Below are 16,163 nucleotides of genomic sequence, written 5' to 3'. Positions count from 1 at the left end.
TTTCTTGTTAAATTGATGTTTTAGAAACAGACTTTGGCTAGATTTTTGTTAAAATAGAGTTATGAAAAAAACATATTCGCTATCACTTTTGACTATTTTATGTGCACTGTCCGTCTTCTCGCAGCAAATGGTCTTAAAAAAAGGTGAGATTGTTGAAAATCTCCCCATAAACGATTCAACCGAAAATACCTACTCCATTTATATACCTAAGGCCTTTTCCATGGAAAAGAAATGGCCATTAATGGTGGTGTTGGACACCGAGGGTAATGAGGAGAAAGCCCTCTCTATGTTCGTGGTAGCGGCAGAAAATGAGGGGTATGTTCTGGCCGCTCCAAAATTGTTGGACACTGTTTCTTTGACAAAAAATATGGTGGTTGTAAGCCAATCTATTCAAAAGGTTACAAGTATGTTGCCCATACACGGGGATAGAATTTATGCGGCTGGCAGTGAGTCTGGAGGGCAGTTTGCCAGTTTGGTCCCGGTTTTGATTACGGGCGTTAATGGAGCAATGTCCATTGGAGCCTCATTGGCCAATCGTGAGCTGATAAACACCAAAAATCCTTTCCATTTTGTGGGGATTGTGAATAAAGAGAATTTTAATTACCCATTTATGTTGACGGATGCCAAGTTGTTGGACAGGTACAAGTTCCGTAATCAAGTGTTGCTGTACGATGGCAGGGGGGAATGGCCTGGAGTTTCGTACTTGGAAAAAGGAATGCAGCTTTTTACGTTGGATGCCATGGGAAGAAATTGGATTCCTAAAGACCCTACCTATGTAGAAAAGGCCTATCAAGAAGATTTGGACAAATTGGAGCAGTTAAAAAGCATTGGAGACCTTTTGTGGGCGGAGCAATACATGACGGAAATGGTGTCCATGTACGGAGCTTTAAAGAATATGGATTCCCTTAGGTCGGTGCAGAAGGATATTAGGAAAGATAGAGGCTTCAAAGCGATGAAAAGAGCAGAAAATGCTGCCTTTTTAAAAGAATCCTTGCTCAAGGAGGATTACCAATATTATATGGAGGAAGATGTGTACACCCATAATTTCAACAATCTGGGCTGGTGGAACCATCAAATGGGAGAGATTAGCAAGTTTATTTCAGGTTCAAAACCCTATGAAAAGCAGATGGGCCATAGGTTGAAAGGCTTTGTAAATGTGCTGGCCGAAGATAACATTCGGATAGTAGCTTCAGAAGAAGTGGTGGATGAAGATGCATTGGCATTTTTGTATATGCTAAAAACTATTTTGGAGCCCGAGAATCATGAATATTATCTTAAGACCATTTCCCTTAGTTCCAAGAATGATGATTTTGGAACATCGCTCTTCTATTTGGAAGAACTTTTGAAAAAAGGGTTCAAGGATAAGGATAAGCTCTACAGTCTGGAACATACAGCCTTGTTCCGCATTACTCCTGAGTTCAACGAAATGGTTGCCAAGTATCTGGACGATGCACGTTACGACATCAAACTCGATGAAAATAGACCGTAGACAAAGACTTTAGTTCTTACGGGTTTAAGCTGTATTTTTGTAAAAACAGCTTCAGGATGAAATATGCAATTATATTTTCGGTGGTTTTTTTGATGGCCTGCGGTCAGGGTAAAAAATACCATGACGAAGAGAAATCCGTTGCCGCAAAATCAGATTTGATAGCGGATATTTTGGAATATCAAAAAGAACAGAACGAGAGCTTTAAAGACCCGGATTCATCCCCCTTGCCCGATAAATACCGTAAGGATTTCGAGGGGCTTGATTTTTTTGCGCCCGATACCAACTATATCGTAAAGGCACATTTTGTGCGTACACCCGATGCTGAGCCTTTTTTAATGCCAAGTACTACAGATAGGCAAACGCAAGAAGTGGTCTACGGAATAGCACATTTTAAATTGAACGGGACCGAACACCAGTTAGAGGTATACCAAAGTTTGGATTTGATGGATGATGAGGAATATGAAGATTATTTGTTTTTGCCTTTTTTAGATAATACCAACGGTGAAGAGACGTATGGAGGAGGAAGGTATATTGATTTGACGATTCCCGAAGGCGATACGTTGGTGATCGACTTTAACAAGGCATACAACCCTTATTGTGTGTATAACAAAAAGTACTCCTGCCCTCTAGTGCCAAGGCAAAATTATTTGAGAACTAAGGTGAGAGCAGGAGTGAAAAATTTTAACAAGGACTAAAAAAAGCCTTAATCCTATTGGAATAAGGCTTTTTTCGTGTCATATCAATATTACTTTTAGAAGGAGTAAATCGCAGCAATCAAGAATGAAGCTTGGTTGCTACTGAAAGCTCCATCACTGTCCACGTAAGGTTCTATATCATTTCCCCAAGTGTCCAAACGAACCTCTGGTTTAATGATAAGGTTATCTTTTGTAAAGCTACCGGTCAATGTTAATCCAAGAACGGGAGAGTCATCATCAACGGCATCATCAGTGAAAGTCATGTATTCTCCACGGAGTCCAACGGCAAAGCTATCAGAAGTAGTAAATTGTGGGTAAATGGCTGCACCGTAGAAACCGGTTCCTGTTTCGGAATTGTCATTATAGGCCGCATTGATTCCAAAGAAGAAATCTTCAGTTAAGTCAAATCCTCCGGTATAATCAATTTCAAACCCTAAACCACCATTTCTTCCGCTATCATAATAAAGGTTCAGAAATTGATCGTAAAATCCTAGCTGACCTCCTAATGAATATTCTCCACTTTCACTGATATCATTTGTGTCCCATGGGTTCATCACGGCAAGCATTAGGCTTACATCATCAGAAAGTGCAAAATCTGCTTTAAGGCCTAAATGTGAAAATGGTCCATTGGAGAAAAGGTAGGAAACGCTATAGTTAAAGTTAGCTTGAGGAGCAATTACCTCGTATCCTAAAAAGGTGTTGAAACGACCCATAGTCAGTGTGGTGCTTTCGGAAACATTCCAATATACATATGCCTGATTGATTATGCCATTAAGAACATCGTTATTAAAAGTGGCCTCGGTACCTCTAGGGCCAAAAACCAAATCAACGACAACACCGGTATCTCCCATGTCGTAGGTGCCGATTAAGTTGGCCATACCTAATGCAAAACCTGTTTGGTTGGCAAATGATGTAAAAGTGCCGGTTGTTGATTCTCCAGCGTCATGGAATGTTGTTCTGTAATAAGCGTCAACAGATCCACTGAGACTGAATTTGGAAGTCTCTTCCTCCTGCGCAGAGGCAGAAAATGTTACCATTGAAATAATGGCGATAGCCAAAATTTTTCCGAAATTTGTATTTATAATCGTTTTCATATCATAATCGTTTAAAGTTGTCCCATTGCGCGTTTTTAGCGGGGACAGTTAGTTGTAATAATTGTGAGTTTGATTGAAAGGGTTATTAGACGGAGCGTTTGGCAGAACGCTCCGTTCCTTTTTTTACAATCTTGTTGTGAGTTTGAAAGACTTTCTTATTTGTCTTGAGAAATATGTTCTGGGTACGCTTCTACACCATGTTCGTGTAGGTCGAGACCCTCAACTTCCTCTTTTTCAGATACTCTAAGGCCAATAGTCTTCTTCAAGATGAAAAGTACTATGAAGGATGCTAGGGCTGCCCAAAGAATGTAGGACAACGATCCATAGGTCTGAACCCATAGTAGTTTGGCTCCACCGCCGTACAACAATCCGCCGTCCAATGCAAATAGGCCGATAAGTACAGTTCCGATGAATCCACATACTCCATGAACGGAGATGGCTCCTACTGGGTCGTCAATCTTAAGTTTTTTATCGATAAATTCAATGGAGACTACCACTATAATACCGCATACCAAGCCAATGGCAAGGGCTCCCCAAGCATTCACTGCTCCACATCCGGCAGTAATCCCCACCAAACCGGCCAAAGCGCCGTTAAGGGTCATGGAAATATCAGCTTTGCCATATCTAGCCCAAGTAAAAAATAGGGCAGCTATGGCTCCTATCGCGGCGGCTAGGTTTGTATTTATGATAACACTGGTTGCTGCGATGGTATCATCGCCGCCCCAAGCTAATTGAGAACCTCCGTTGAATCCGAACCATCCCAACCAAAGAATAAATACACCAAGTGCGCCAAAGGCCATGTTGTGTCCAGGGATCGCCTGTGCTTTTCCATCCACGTATTTTCCGATTCTGGGTCCTACCAAAATGGCAGCAACCAATGCAGCTGCACCACCAACGGCGTGTACCACGGAAGAACCGGCAAAATCAACAAAGCCAGCCGTGTTCAACCAAGCGTCATCATCAAATGGCCAGTACCAGCTACCTGAAATTGGGTAGATAATAGTGGTAAGGATAGCGGAGAAAATCAAATAGGTAGAAAATTTGGTCCTACCTGCAATTGCTCCCGATACAATAGTAGCTGCTGTGGCACAGAAAACTGTTTGGAAGAACAGGTTGTACCAATCATCAGCACTAAAAAAGAAATATCCTTGATCGGAGGGACTGGATCTAAAGAATCCTCCGCCTACAAGGTCGCTACCATACATGATACCGTAGCCTAATGCCCAGAACATGACCGAACCAACGGCCAAGTCCATTACGTTTTTCATAATAATGTTACCGGTGTTCTTGCTACGGGTAAAACCTATTTCCAACAAGGTAAAACCTGCCTGCATGAAAAACACCAATATAGCCGCAAGGGTGATCCAGAGGGCCCCCATGTCGCCAGTAATGGCTTCAACAGCTTTGTCTATCGCTTCTTGTTCTTGTACAATCATAATCTAAGTTTTTAAAGTTTTTTGGCTATTAATGTTAGTTGATTCCTGCGCTTCCGCTTTCCTTGGTCCTAATTCTGTAAGCCTCGATAACATCGGAGACGAAAATTTTTCCATCACCTACGTTGCCGGTGCTCGCAGTGTCCAATAAAACGTTTACGGTTTTTTCCAGGAAGTCATCGCTAACTACGATAACCAAATACCTTCGTTGAATATCGCTAGTGCTGTACGATATGCCACGATAGACATGTCCTTGTTTTTCATTTCCAACTCCTGTTACATCCCAGTAACTAAAGAAGTTGACCTCAATTTGATGGAGGGCTTTTTTCACCTCATCAAATTTGGATTTTCTAATAATTGCCTCGACTTTTTTCATAATTAAGTAGTTAATTGATGTCTCAAATATATAAGATAAAAGTCAAGACCATAAAAAAGTATGGGGGGTGTCGGGTATTTTTACGGGTATAAGAAAAATACCCCTTAAATTTTAGGGGTATTTAATTTTATGTTAATATTTGTTGGGTATTTATTGATTTTAAGTTAACATTTAATGTGTTTGAGCTCAGTTTTCACAAGATTGTGCACTTAAAAAGCGATAAATGTTCGTTTTTTAACAAATTTTAACTTAAAAAATACAATTTATAACTACTAAATGTGTTTGGCGATCCATAATCCCAGAACAACGGCCAAAACGCCGATACCAATGCTGGAAATCATGTAGATAGAAAAGTTGAGCAGGTCGCCGTCCTTTAATAAAGAGTGCTTTTCAAAAGCGAAAGCGGAGAAGGTAGTAAAGCCGCCGCAGAATCCTGTGGCAAGAAATAACGTATTGTTGTAGTTCAGTATATTGCCTTTGGCGGACAACCCTAAAAAAAGACCTATCAATAAACACCCAATAATGTTTACCAAGAATGTTCCTAGAAAAAAATTATGGAAAAGAGGGTTGAGCGGTCTTGAAATCAGATAACGTAAAACGCTTCCTAATCCCCCGCCCAAAAAGACAAGTAAGGCTTGTTTCATGCCCTAAAGGTACAAACTAAACCGCTTCTTTGTACTCGGTTTCGACAGTCTCTCGGGGGAAGATTTTGGTGGTTGAGATGTCGGAAATCCGTTGAATCGGTTTTGCAAACCTTTTTTTGGCTCCATTCACGCTGAAAATCAATAGAATTGCATTAACAGCAAGCAAAACAAACAGGATGCTAAAAAATACAGTCATTATAGGTTAGGTGCTTAATTAATGGTAAGACAAAAGTACGATTTTTCTTATCTGAAAGAAATCGGAGCCTTGTTATTGTTGTGAAAGCAGTGATTTTTGTGGCAACTTCAATTAAATTGTTAATTTTTAAGGAAGTGCTTAATTAAAAAGAGGATGATTATGAAAGATATAAAGGAAACCAGTATCCAAATTACACCTCTGTAATTTTTTTTATGCAGTTTTTTGTCCTTTCGGTAGGATGAAGCGATAATGACGACAAAGACAATAAAGAATAGTGCTGCAAAAATTACCTGTCCTGTGCTGAACATATTTTATATTTTTATGCAAAGCTAAATCAAAATTAAGTAATGGAAAGTAAAATTAAGGCTGTGGAACTTTTCCACAATTCATTTGGTCTAGGGGTGTCGCAGAAACCCAAAGCCGATTTAGGAGCAGAAAAGAACAAACTCAGGTTTAATTTGATGGACGAGGAAAACCGTGAATATTTGGAAGCTGCTAACAGCAATGACTTGGTTGAGGTGGCTGACGCCCTTGGTGATATGCTCTATATCTTATGTGGGACCATATTGGAGCATGGTATGCAATATAAGATTGAAGAGGTGTTCGAGGAGATTCAGCGGAGCAATATGAGCAAACTTGGTGCTGATGGAAAACCTATTTATCGGGAAGATGGAAAGGTGTTAAAGGGGCCGAACTATTTTAAACCCGATATTCAAACTATAATTGATAAATAAAAAAGGCGCCAACAGGCGCCTTTTTGTTTGTTCTAGATGACTTCATGTCGCCATCCAAATTTATCTTCTGCTCTGTTGTACTGAATGTCTGTCATTCTTTGTTTCAATAAAGAAGCATAGCTTTCTTCCAACTCTGGCAAATCATAATCTTTTCCATGATATCCAAAACCTGAAATTGGAGAAACTACCGCTGCGGTACCTGCACCGAACATTTCTTTTAATGAGCCGTTTTCCGCAGCTTTCACCAATTCATGAACGGATATTTTGCGAACTTCGGTTTTAATGCCTTCATCTTTGGCGATGTCCAAAATACTTTTTCGGGTTATTCCGTCCAAAATACGATCACTGGTAGGGGCGGTCATCAAGGTGTCGTTGATACGTACAAAAACGTTCATTGCGCCAGCTTCTTCGATAAATTCATGGGTATTGTCGTCCGTCCAGATAACTTGTTGGTAACCTTTATCGGCGGCCAACTTTGTTGGATAAAACTGTCCTGCGTAGTTACCACCTGCTTTGGCATAACCAACACCACCGTTTGCTGCTCGAGAATAGGTTTCTTCGATCAAAACTTTCACCTTTCCGGAAAAATAAGACCCAGATGGAGCACATGCGATTATAAATTTATACTCATTTGCAGGAGAGGCATGGAATCCGTTTCCTGATGCAAAAATAAACGGTCTGATGTAGAGGGAGCTTCCTGGGTTCTGGGGAATCCAATCGCTTTCCACTTGGATGAGGGCGTTGAGCCCTTCCATAAAATAAGCTTCGGGAATTTGTGGAATAGCCAACCTTTCAGCAGACTTGTTCAATCTTTTGCAGTTTTCCTCGGGCCTAAAAAGCCACACCTTGCCGTTCTCGTCCTTGTAGGCCTTCATTCCTTCAAAAATAGATTGTCCGTAGTGGAAAATCTTTGCAGATGGGTCTAGGGTAATGGGCTGGTATGGAACCACCTTGGGGGCGGACCACTCACCATCCTTGTAATCACAGACCAACATATGGTCGGAATAAACACTTCCAAAGGAAAGGTTGTCAAAATCCACATCATGGATTTTTGAGCTTTTCGCTCTCTCTATAGCTATCTTATTCGCTAATGTTTCCATATCACTTACATTTACAGGGCTAAAATTAGCTATTTATTGTTAGTTTTGGACGTTTATCAAATCTAAATATTGGACTTGACCCACAATTACTTAAATGTTATCAAAAATGAGAATTTTTAACACTTTTGCTACTATTATTTTACTAGGTATGATGCTGGTTTCATGTAAGCAAGAAACCATACAGGGCGATTACTTTGGAGAGGAATTCAAAATCTCTGGAGAGGCTTCCAAAACATCAGCTCCATTTGATGAAATCTCTGGGAAGGATTCCTTGCAGACCCAAATAGTTGGTGAGATCAAGGAAGTTTGCCAAGCCAAAGGCTGTTGGATGAAGGTGGAACTGGAGTCCAGTGAAGAAGTTTTTGTCCGCTTTAAAGATTATGGGTTTTTTGTACCAAAAGATGCAGCTGGAAAAAAAGTAGTGATGAACGGCGCAGCATTTTTTGAAGAAATGTCCGTTGAAGACCAAAGGCATTATGCCGAGGATGAAGGAGCATCCGAAGACGAATTGGCGCAAATTACCGCTCCCAAAAAAACCTTGAGGTTTGAAGCGGATGGAGTGTTGATCGCCAGCCAACCTTGAAACGAAAAATAATCACCACAGGTGATGGCTCCAAGACCATCCAAATAGAAGATTGGGACGAGCAGTATCATTCCAAACATGGTGCGGTTCAAGAAGCCTATCATGTTTTTATCGAGCATGGTCTAAGGTTATTTCAGAATCGAAAAGTCAATCTGCTGGAAATAGGCTTCGGAACAGGACTGAATGCCCTCATTACCCTTCACGAAGCAGTGGGACAAAACCTGCAAATCGATTATGTTGGTGTGGAAGCGTTTCCCGTTTCCATGGAAGAGGTGAATCAGTTGGACTACTGCGAGCAATTGGGTTTTGAAGGATTGGAGCAAATGTTTCAAAAAATGCATAGTTGTCCATGGGAAGAAGTGATTTCGATTACAACCGATTTTTCTCTTTTAAAACAAAAAAAGGATTTTAAGCAAATCGACCAGCAAGGTTTGTTCAACCTTATCTATTTTGATGCATTTGGTGCCCGAGTACAGCCAGAACTCTGGACAGAGGAAATCTTTTTAAAAATGTACCAAGCACTTGCAATCGATGGCGTTTTGGTCACGTATGCTGCCAAAGGTAGTGTGCGAAGGGCTATGCAGGCTGTAGGCTTTACCGTGGAGCGATTGCCCGGACCGCCCGGCAAAAGAGAAATGCTCAGAGCGGTAAAAACCTTATAACTGTCAATAAGCTGTTAAGTTTTATCCTTTTGGTGTCATAAATAGATCTAAAGTTTAAACAAATATGTTAAACCTAAATTAACGTCTCATAAACAGTCGATTAAACCTATAACTTTGTGAAAAAGGATGATATATGAAGGTGTTGATAACAGGAGCTACTGGACTAGTGGGGCAAGCCATAGTAAAGGTGTTGCACCAAAAAGGCATTCCAGTAAATTATTTGACTACAAGCAAAGATAAGATAGATTCTTCCGAAGATTTCCAAGGATTTTATTGGAATCCTAACAAAGGAGAGATTGATTTGGATTGTTTTCATGATGTGCAGGCCATCATTAATTTGGCCGGCGCAAGTATTGCCAAACGTTGGACTCCCCAACATAAAAAGAGAGTGCTTTCCAGTAGGATCAATAGCCTTCAAACTTTGAAAAAGGGTTTGGAGAAATCTGGTAATAAGGAGGTTGAATGTCTTGTTTCCGCATCTGCGATAGGTATTTATCCGGATTCTCCTTGTGAGTATTTTGATGAGGATACTATCAAGGTAGACGATGGTTTCTTGGGAGATGTTGTGACAAAATGGGAAGCGGAGGCCGATACTTTCAGGGTACTTGGAATCGATGTCACCAAAATAAGAATAGGCCTTGTTCTTTCTTCAAAAGGAGGAGCATTGCCAAAAATGACCATTCCCGTAAAAAACTTTGTTGGAGCACCGATTGGTACGGGAGATCAATGGCAATCTTGGATTCATATTGAAGATTTGGCACAAATGTTTGTGTTTGCCGTAGAGAACAATCTTACAGGTGTTTATAATGCTGTGGCACCAAATCCGGTAACAAATACTAAGATGACCAAGGAATTGGCAAGAATTTTAGACCGTCCACTGTGGTTGCCAAATGTGCCCGCTTTCATTCTAAAAACATTGTTGGGCGACATGTCCACACTTTTATTGGCCAGCCAAAGGGTTAGTGGAAAAAAAATTGAAGAGGAAGGTTTTGCTTTTCAATATGCCAATATATGTCAGGCACTTAAAAATTTATATGCTTCACAAGAGGAAGGAATTCCTGCATCCGTTGAAGCTTAGTACGTTTAAATTTCAACATATTTGAATATAGAAAGTCCGCTTAGGCGGCTTTTTTTATGTTTTGCGGTGACATTTTGACATTTTTATACAATTGGCAGTACTTTTGCCACTTCAAATCAGAATAAAACAATACAACATGAGCAATAAAAGTAAGGTTGAGGAAATGGAAGATGAGCCTAAAAAAGGGCAAACCGAAGAGAGTACTGAGCTGAACGAAGAACATATAGAGGCGGAGAACGGAGAACAAAACGAGGAGGAGCTTTCGGAAGAAGAAAAATTGCGCGAAGATTTGGCCAAAGAAAAAGAGAAATTCTTGAGGCTTTTCGCGGAATTTGAAAATTACAAGCGAAGAACCTCCAAGGAGCGTATGGATTTGTTCAAGACTGCTGGACAAGAAGTCATGGTGGCTATGCTCCCCATTTTGGACGATTTTGACCGAGCCTTAAAGGAACTTTCCAAATCCGAGGACAAAGAAATGTTCAAAGGTGTGGAACTCATCAGTAATAAATTTAGGGAAACCCTTAAGAACAAGGGTCTTGAGCAGGTTGAAGTAGAACTAGGGGATATATTTGATGCAGAAGTGCACGATGCTATCACCCAAATACCCGCACCTGACAAGAAAATGAAAGGGAAGATCATAGATGTGGTGGAAAAAGGGTTTAAACTGGGAGACCGAATCATTAGACATCCTAAAGTTGTTGTTGGAAACTAAAGTTGTATGAAGGAAGATTATTACGAAATATTAGGAGTCTCCAAAGGAGCCTCGGCCGCAGAAATCAAGAAAGCCTACCGAAAAAAGGCCATTGAATATCACCCGGATAAAAATCCAGGAGATACAAAGGCGGAGGAAATGTTCAAGAAATCTGCCGAGGCATATGAGGTGTTGGGCAACCCTGACAAAAGGGCAAAGTATGACCAATTTGGTCATGCCGCCTTCGATGGTAGCGGAGGATTTGGTGGCGGAGGTATGAATATGGACGATATCTTCAGTCAATTCGGTGATATTTTTGGAGGAGCTTTTGGAGGCGGATTCAGCGGATTTGGTGGATTCGGCGGCGGACAGCGTAGAGCCAAGGGCAGTAACTTACGTATTCGCGTAAAGTTGACCTTGGAAGAGGTTGCCAATGGTGTTGAGAAAAAGGTAAAGGTACGTAGAAAGCTTCAAGCAGATGGCGTAACCTATAAAACTTGTCCAACCTGTAATGGAACAGGGCAGATTACAAAAATCACCAATACGATTTTGGGTAGAATGCAAACGGCGACCACTTGTACAACTTGTGGTGGGGCTGGTCAGTCTATCGATAAAAAGCCTTCCGATGCCGATGCACAAGGTCTCAAGGTGGTGGAGGAAACCGTGTCCATCAAAATTCCACCAGGTGTTGAGGATGGTATGCAGCTAAAAGTTACCGGAAAGGGGAACGATGCCCCAGGGAACGGTATCGCCGGAGATTTGCTTGTAGCCATAGAAACGGTGGAGCACGACACCTTAAAGCGAGAAGGGGACAATTTACATTACGACCTATATATAAGTATTCCGGAAGCCGTTCTAGGTAGCTCCAAGGAAATCGATGCAATAGGAGGAAAAGTCCGTATAAAATTGGAGCCAGGTCTGCAATCCGGAAAAATTTTAAGACTTCGAGGAAAGGGTATCAACAGTTTGAACGGTTATGGTGCCGGTGATTTGCTAGTTCATGTGAATGTATGGACACCAAAGAGCATAAACAAAGAGCAGAGAGAGTTTTTTGAGCGTATGCAGGATGATGAAAACTTTGCCCCAAAACCTGAAAAATCGGACAAATCCTTTTTTGAGAAAGTGAAAGATATGTTCTCTTAAAAGAAAAAAAATCTTCTGTTTAAATAAAAAACGTATATTTGGAACTGATGTTGGGTAACCGATATCTAATTTTCTTTTTCATAGCAATTTTTTTCCCATCCTTGATTTTGTTAAGGGTGGGTTTTTGTTTTTATGGGAAAACAGGTAGCTAGCAATTACATATCTTTGAAAAAATAGATTACATGGATCATATCCTTGTTGCCAAAAATGTGACCAAAACATATGGTAATCACACTGCGTTGAGCAACATTTCACTTCAAATCCCGAAGAATTGCATTTACGGACTTTTAGGTCCGAATGGGGCGGGTAAAACCTCTTTCATTAGGATAATCAATCAGATTACACATCAGGATTCCGGAGAAATTTTATTGAACGGTGAGCCCTTGGCCCCAAAGCATATTGCATCCATAGGATACTTGCCCGAGGAGAGAGGGCTGTACAAAAGCATGAAGGTGGGTGAGCAGGCATTGTATTTGGCACAGCTAAAGGGGTTGTCCAAAAGTGAAGCAAAAACAAGGCTCAAATACTGGTTCGACCGGTTGGATATTGGTGATTGGTGGGACAAGAAGATTCAGGAGCTTTCAAAAGGGATGGCCCAGAAAATCCAGTTTATCGTTACCGTACTCCACGAACCCAAATTGTTGATTTTTGATGAACCTTTCAGTGGTTTTGACCCAATAAATGCCAACATCATCAAAGACGAGATTCTTCAATTAAAGGAAAATGGAACCTCCATTATTTTTTCCACGCACCGGATGGAATCCGTGGAAGAGCTTTGTGAGTACATTGCCCTGATTCATAAGTCCGAAAAAATCTTGGATGGGAAATTGTCGGACATCAAAAAAGCATATAAAAACAATATTTTCAATGTCGGAGTTCAAATGCAAGAAGACCCTAGAGACTTTTTAAAATCCTTGGAGGAAAAGTTCAATATCCTTTCTTCGGAAATAGACCCCATTGAAAACCAATTGAATTTTAAAGTACGGTTGACATCAATGCATACAGGTGATATTTTAACGGAACTATCCAAAGTTGCTAACATCAACAGATTTGAGGAGACTATTCCATCCGCTAACGATATATTCATTCAAACCGTAAACAACAAGGACAATGGCAAGTAAACTTGGGTTGATCATAAAAAGAGAATATTTGGCCAAGGTGCGAAACCGTTCCTTTATTGTTATGACTGTTTTGAGCCCACTTTTAATGGTGGGGATGATTGTGCTCATTGCTTTTTTGGCCAAAGTAAATGATGACGAAACCAGGGTAGTGAGTGTTTTGAACAAAAGTTCTTTTTTCCAGAGCGAATTCTATCCTTCCAAAAATATTTCCTACGTGCATATGGATAATTTGACCTTGGAGCAGGCAAAGGATTCAACCAATGCATTGGAATACTACGGACTGCTATACATTCCCGAAGGGAAAACGGTGGAAGAAGTATCCCGTTCTGCCTATCTTTTTACCAAGGACAATCCCAATACATCGATTACCAAGGAGCTTGAGGATGTTTTTCAAAATCAGTTAAGACAAGACCGGTTACAAAAATTAGGAGTTACCTCCGAGCAGTTTTCTACTGTGGAGAAACCTTTCGAAATCAATCTTTCCACTTTTGATGGCGAAAAAAGTATGCGGGGAATCAACGAGATCAAAGCTTTTATCGGAGGCGGATTTGGCTACGCGATCATGATGTTCATTATTATTTACGGAGGTTTTGTGATGCGTAGCGTTATCGAGGAAAAAACGAGTAGAATCATTGAAGTGATAATTTCTTCAGTGAAACCGTTCCAACTGATGCTTGGTAAGATTATTGGAAATTCCTTGGCCGGAATCACCCAGTTTTCCATTTGGATTATCTCGGCTTCGGCCTTGTTGTTTATTGCTGTACTGATTTTTGGCATTGACCTTAGCGCGCTTTCAAACGATGGTGTTATGACGCCGGGAGCGGCGGGAATGTCCCAGTTGGGGGGAATGGACAGTGATATGATGATGTACGCCAAGGAAATTTATGATATTCCCTGGGTCTTGCTAATCGTATCGTTCTTTATCTATTTTGTGCTGGGTTATCTTATTTATAGTTCCATTTATGCAGCCATTGGAGCGGCCGTGGATAATGAAACGGATACACAACAATTTATCTTTCCTATTATATTACCTTTAATGTTGGCTATTTATGTAGGGTTCTTTTCCGTTTTCAGCAATCCGCATGGTCCCATAGCAGTTGGTTTTTCGTTGTTTCCGTTAACATCTCCCATTGTTATGCTGATGCGTTTGCCCGGTGGAATAGGTGAAGGAGGAGTACCTTTGTGGCAGTTTTTATTGTCCGTTTTTCTATTGATCGTTACCTTTTTGGGTATTGTATCCCTAGCGGCAAAGATTTACCGGACAGGTATTTTAATGTATGGAAAAAAACCAACGTATAAGGAATTGATAAAATGGTTGAGATATTAGAACAGTATGCAAGACGGTGCAGAAGAAATAAAAGAAATTATCACTGAGGACCTTTGGGGGTCCATAAAGGATTTTTTAGATCTTGGGTTCCACATTGGTGAAGGTGAAAAATCCATAGACCTTACCATTGGGCTTTTGTTGTTATTAACGGTTACCATTGTGGTGACAAAGTTCTTGTTAAAGTGGTTGCGCCAAATATTTACGCGCAAAATGGAGCAAGAGGACAAGCATAAGTTCACCAGCGTTTTTAAGTTCATTAATTATGTAATTTACCTTATCGCTGTTTTGGTCACGCTCAGTGCGGCTGGGGTGGACATTACCTTGGTAATTACGGCATCCGCAGCACTGTTTGTTGGTTTGGGTCTTGCTTTACAGGAATTGTTCAAGGATATTCTTGGAGGTATTTTTATTATAGTTGATAAGTCCCTACAGGTTGGTGATGTAGTAGAGGTCGATGGTAAAGTAGGCAAGGTGTTCGAGATTAAGCTCCGTACCACACGCGCCATAACCCGGGATGATAAGGTGCTGATCCTTCCAAACCATAAATTTATAAGCGACATTGTTTACAACTATACCCAAAACCATAGGACCACCCGTGAAAAAGTGAGTGTGGGCGTGGCCTATGGCAGCGATGTAGACTTGGTCACCAAAATTTTGGAAGAAGTGGCCAACACACAAAAACAAGTGCTCAAAAATCCTAAGCCATTTGTGTTGTTCGAGGATTTTGGAGACTCTGCCCTAATGTTCTCCATTTACTTTTTTACCAATGATACCTTCCGCGATCCCCGCATAAAAAGTGAGATGCGGTATCAAATAAATAACAAATTCAAGGAAAACAACGTTAGTATACCGTTCCCGCAACGAGATATACATATTATACAGCCCAAACAAGAGAAGACATAAAAAAATCAAGTTACCATACTACAATCTGGAAGTGGTTCACTTTCGTTGTAATACTTTGTAGCCAACATCTATTGGCACAAAGCACAGATGTTTTAAGGTTGGAATACCTCAATATACCGGAAAATGAAAGCGGAGTAAAGACGCAACGCTACAAAGCGCTCCTGAATGTTCCCATAAAGCTCAACGAAAAGGATGAATATTTGGCCATAGGCGGTGAATATAACCGTTTTGATATGGGGTATACCGCCGACCTCCCTTTTGATAAGAAAGAGATGATTAGGTTCCATATCATTGATTTCAATTTGGGGTTGATAAAAAAATGGAACGAAGATTGGAACTTGGTGACAATCTTGACCCCGCGCATTGCATCCAATCTGTTGGATGGGATAATTAAGGAAGATTTCTTTATGAATGCCTCGGCTGCCTTTTGGAAAGAGAAACCGAAGGCGGACAAACCTTTCAGGATCGTTTTGGGATTAACCTATAATAGCACTGCAGGAGTTCCAGTGCCATTGCCCCTTATACATTATTATAGAAGGTTTCATCCAGATTGGTCATTTGTACTGGGGGTGCCAAAATCCAACCTAAAATATCATCTGGATAAAACGCACAGTTTTGAGTTGGCATCGTTCTTGGATGGTTATTTTATGAACCTGCAAAACGATATTGTTTTGGATAATGGATTGGTAGCCTCACGGATATCGTTCAATACGTTGGTCGGTAGTTTGGGGTATCAGTATAATGTTACGGAAAGTATTTCCTTTTATGCCATAGCGGGGACCACCCTGATACAAGCGGGAAAATTACGGAACAAAGAAAGAGGAGAAGTATTTTTGTTCAATAAGGATCCAAATTTTTATATTAGGACAGGCTTCAAAATCGGAATCTTTTAAA

General features: G+C 40.7%; 17 protein-coding genes. 12 read left to right on the top strand and 5 right to left on the bottom strand.

Features of this window, described 5'->3' with window-relative positions; all coding sequences use genetic code 11:
* Nucleotides 1–61 precede the first annotated feature (61 nt).
* Together GUA46_RS11445 and GUA46_RS11440 are read left to right on the top strand one after the other, a co-directional pair.
* Nucleotides 62–1,489, top strand: a complete 1,428-nt coding sequence (locus tag GUA46_RS11445) for an alpha/beta hydrolase family protein (protein WP_176620594.1) — start codon at nucleotides 62–64, stop codon at nucleotides 1,487–1,489.
* Between the two features lie 56 nt (nucleotides 1,490–1,545).
* Nucleotides 1,546–2,184: a DUF1684 domain-containing protein gene (locus GUA46_RS11440; RefSeq protein WP_176620593.1), complete on the top strand. Its 639-nt coding sequence runs from the start codon at nucleotides 1,546–1,548 to the stop codon at nucleotides 2,182–2,184.
* Between the two features lie 56 nt (nucleotides 2,185–2,240).
* On the opposite strand, the gene GUA46_RS11435 is transcribed toward GUA46_RS11440, so the two are convergent.
* The 4 genes from GUA46_RS11435 to crcB all read right to left on the bottom strand — a co-directional run bounded on the left by GUA46_RS11435 (nucleotide 2,241) and on the right by crcB (nucleotide 5,731).
* Nucleotides 2,241–3,278 (bottom strand): outer membrane beta-barrel protein, encoded by a 1,038-nt coding sequence (locus GUA46_RS11435; protein WP_176620592.1) that lies wholly within the window; start codon nucleotides 3,276–3,278, stop codon nucleotides 2,241–2,243.
* 155 nt (nucleotides 3,279–3,433) lie between these two features.
* The gene (locus GUA46_RS11430) at nucleotides 3,434–4,714 is read right to left on the bottom strand and encodes an ammonium transporter (RefSeq protein WP_176620591.1); all 1,281 of its coding nucleotides are present in this window, start codon (nucleotides 4,712–4,714) and stop codon (nucleotides 3,434–3,436) included.
* A 34-nt stretch (nucleotides 4,715–4,748) separates the two neighbouring features.
* Nucleotides 4,749–5,087 carry a P-II family nitrogen regulator gene (locus tag GUA46_RS11425; protein ID WP_108246498.1) on the bottom strand — a complete coding sequence of 113 codons (339 nt, stop codon included), beginning with the start codon at nucleotides 5,085–5,087 and terminating at the stop codon, nucleotides 4,749–4,751.
* Between the two features lie 272 nt (nucleotides 5,088–5,359).
* On the bottom strand, nucleotides 5,360–5,731 hold the full coding sequence (gene crcB, locus GUA46_RS11420) for a fluoride efflux transporter CrcB (protein ID WP_108246499.1): 372 nt from the start codon (nucleotides 5,729–5,731) through the stop codon (nucleotides 5,360–5,362).
* A 543-nt stretch (nucleotides 5,732–6,274) separates the two neighbouring features.
* Here crcB and GUA46_RS11415 point away from each other — a divergent pair.
* Nucleotides 6,275–6,661, top strand: a complete 387-nt coding sequence (locus GUA46_RS11415; RefSeq protein ID WP_108246502.1) for a pyrophosphohydrolase domain-containing protein — start codon at nucleotides 6,275–6,277, stop codon at nucleotides 6,659–6,661.
* A gap of 32 nt (nucleotides 6,662–6,693) precedes the next feature.
* Here GUA46_RS11415 and GUA46_RS11410 read toward each other — a convergent pair whose 3' ends face one another.
* Nucleotides 6,694–7,761 (bottom strand): branched-chain amino acid aminotransferase, encoded by a 1,068-nt coding sequence (locus GUA46_RS11410; RefSeq protein WP_176620590.1) that lies wholly within the window; start codon nucleotides 7,759–7,761, stop codon nucleotides 6,694–6,696.
* Between the two features lie 106 nt (nucleotides 7,762–7,867).
* Here GUA46_RS11410 and GUA46_RS11405 point away from each other — a divergent pair, with 106 nt between their 5' ends.
* From GUA46_RS11405 to GUA46_RS11365, 9 genes are all read left to right on the top strand, one after another.
* Nucleotides 7,868–8,344: a DUF4920 domain-containing protein gene (locus GUA46_RS11405; protein ID WP_176620589.1), complete on the top strand. Its 477-nt coding sequence runs from the start codon at nucleotides 7,868–7,870 to the stop codon at nucleotides 8,342–8,344.
* Nucleotides 8,341–9,006, top strand: a complete 666-nt coding sequence (gene mnmC2 / locus GUA46_RS11400; protein ID WP_176620588.1) for a tRNA (5-methylaminomethyl-2-thiouridine)(34)-methyltransferase MnmC2 — start codon at nucleotides 8,341–8,343, stop codon at nucleotides 9,004–9,006. The genes GUA46_RS11405 and mnmC2 overlap by 4 nt, the downstream gene beginning before the upstream one ends.
* 133 nt (nucleotides 9,007–9,139) lie before the next feature.
* Nucleotides 9,140–10,084, top strand: a complete 945-nt coding sequence (locus GUA46_RS11395; protein WP_176620587.1) for a TIGR01777 family oxidoreductase — start codon at nucleotides 9,140–9,142, stop codon at nucleotides 10,082–10,084.
* A gap of 136 nt (nucleotides 10,085–10,220) precedes the next feature.
* Nucleotides 10,221–10,796 (top strand): nucleotide exchange factor GrpE, encoded by a 576-nt coding sequence (locus GUA46_RS11390; RefSeq protein WP_176620586.1) that lies wholly within the window; start codon nucleotides 10,221–10,223, stop codon nucleotides 10,794–10,796.
* A 6-nt stretch (nucleotides 10,797–10,802) separates the two neighbouring features.
* Nucleotides 10,803–11,918 (top strand): molecular chaperone DnaJ, encoded by a 1,116-nt coding sequence (gene dnaJ, locus GUA46_RS11385; RefSeq protein WP_108246508.1) that lies wholly within the window; start codon nucleotides 10,803–10,805, stop codon nucleotides 11,916–11,918.
* A 182-nt stretch (nucleotides 11,919–12,100) separates the two neighbouring features.
* On the top strand, nucleotides 12,101–13,039 hold the full coding sequence (locus GUA46_RS11380) for an ABC transporter ATP-binding protein (protein ID WP_176620585.1): 939 nt from the start codon (nucleotides 12,101–12,103) through the stop codon (nucleotides 13,037–13,039).
* Nucleotides 13,029–14,366 (top strand): ABC transporter permease, encoded by a 1,338-nt coding sequence (locus GUA46_RS11375; RefSeq protein ID WP_176620584.1) that lies wholly within the window; start codon nucleotides 13,029–13,031, stop codon nucleotides 14,364–14,366. The genes GUA46_RS11380 and GUA46_RS11375 overlap by 11 nt, the downstream gene beginning before the upstream one ends.
* Before the next feature lie 6 nt (nucleotides 14,367–14,372).
* Entirely contained in the window at nucleotides 14,373–15,269 is an 897-nt protein-coding gene (locus tag GUA46_RS11370; RefSeq protein WP_176620583.1) for a mechanosensitive ion channel family protein, read from the top strand.
* Between the two features lie 71 nt (nucleotides 15,270–15,340).
* Entirely contained in the window at nucleotides 15,341–16,162 is an 822-nt protein-coding gene (locus tag GUA46_RS11365; RefSeq protein ID WP_218109544.1) for a DUF6268 family outer membrane beta-barrel protein, read from the top strand.
* Nucleotide 16,163: the final 1 nt, after the last annotated feature.

This window comes from Flagellimonas chongwuensis, from assembly GCF_013376415.1.
GTDB lineage: Bacteria > Bacteroidota > Bacteroidia > Flavobacteriales > Flavobacteriaceae > Flagellimonas > Flagellimonas chongwuensis.
Note: the sequence above shows the minus strand (reverse complement) of the source record. Positions and strands in the feature narration are given on the sequence as shown.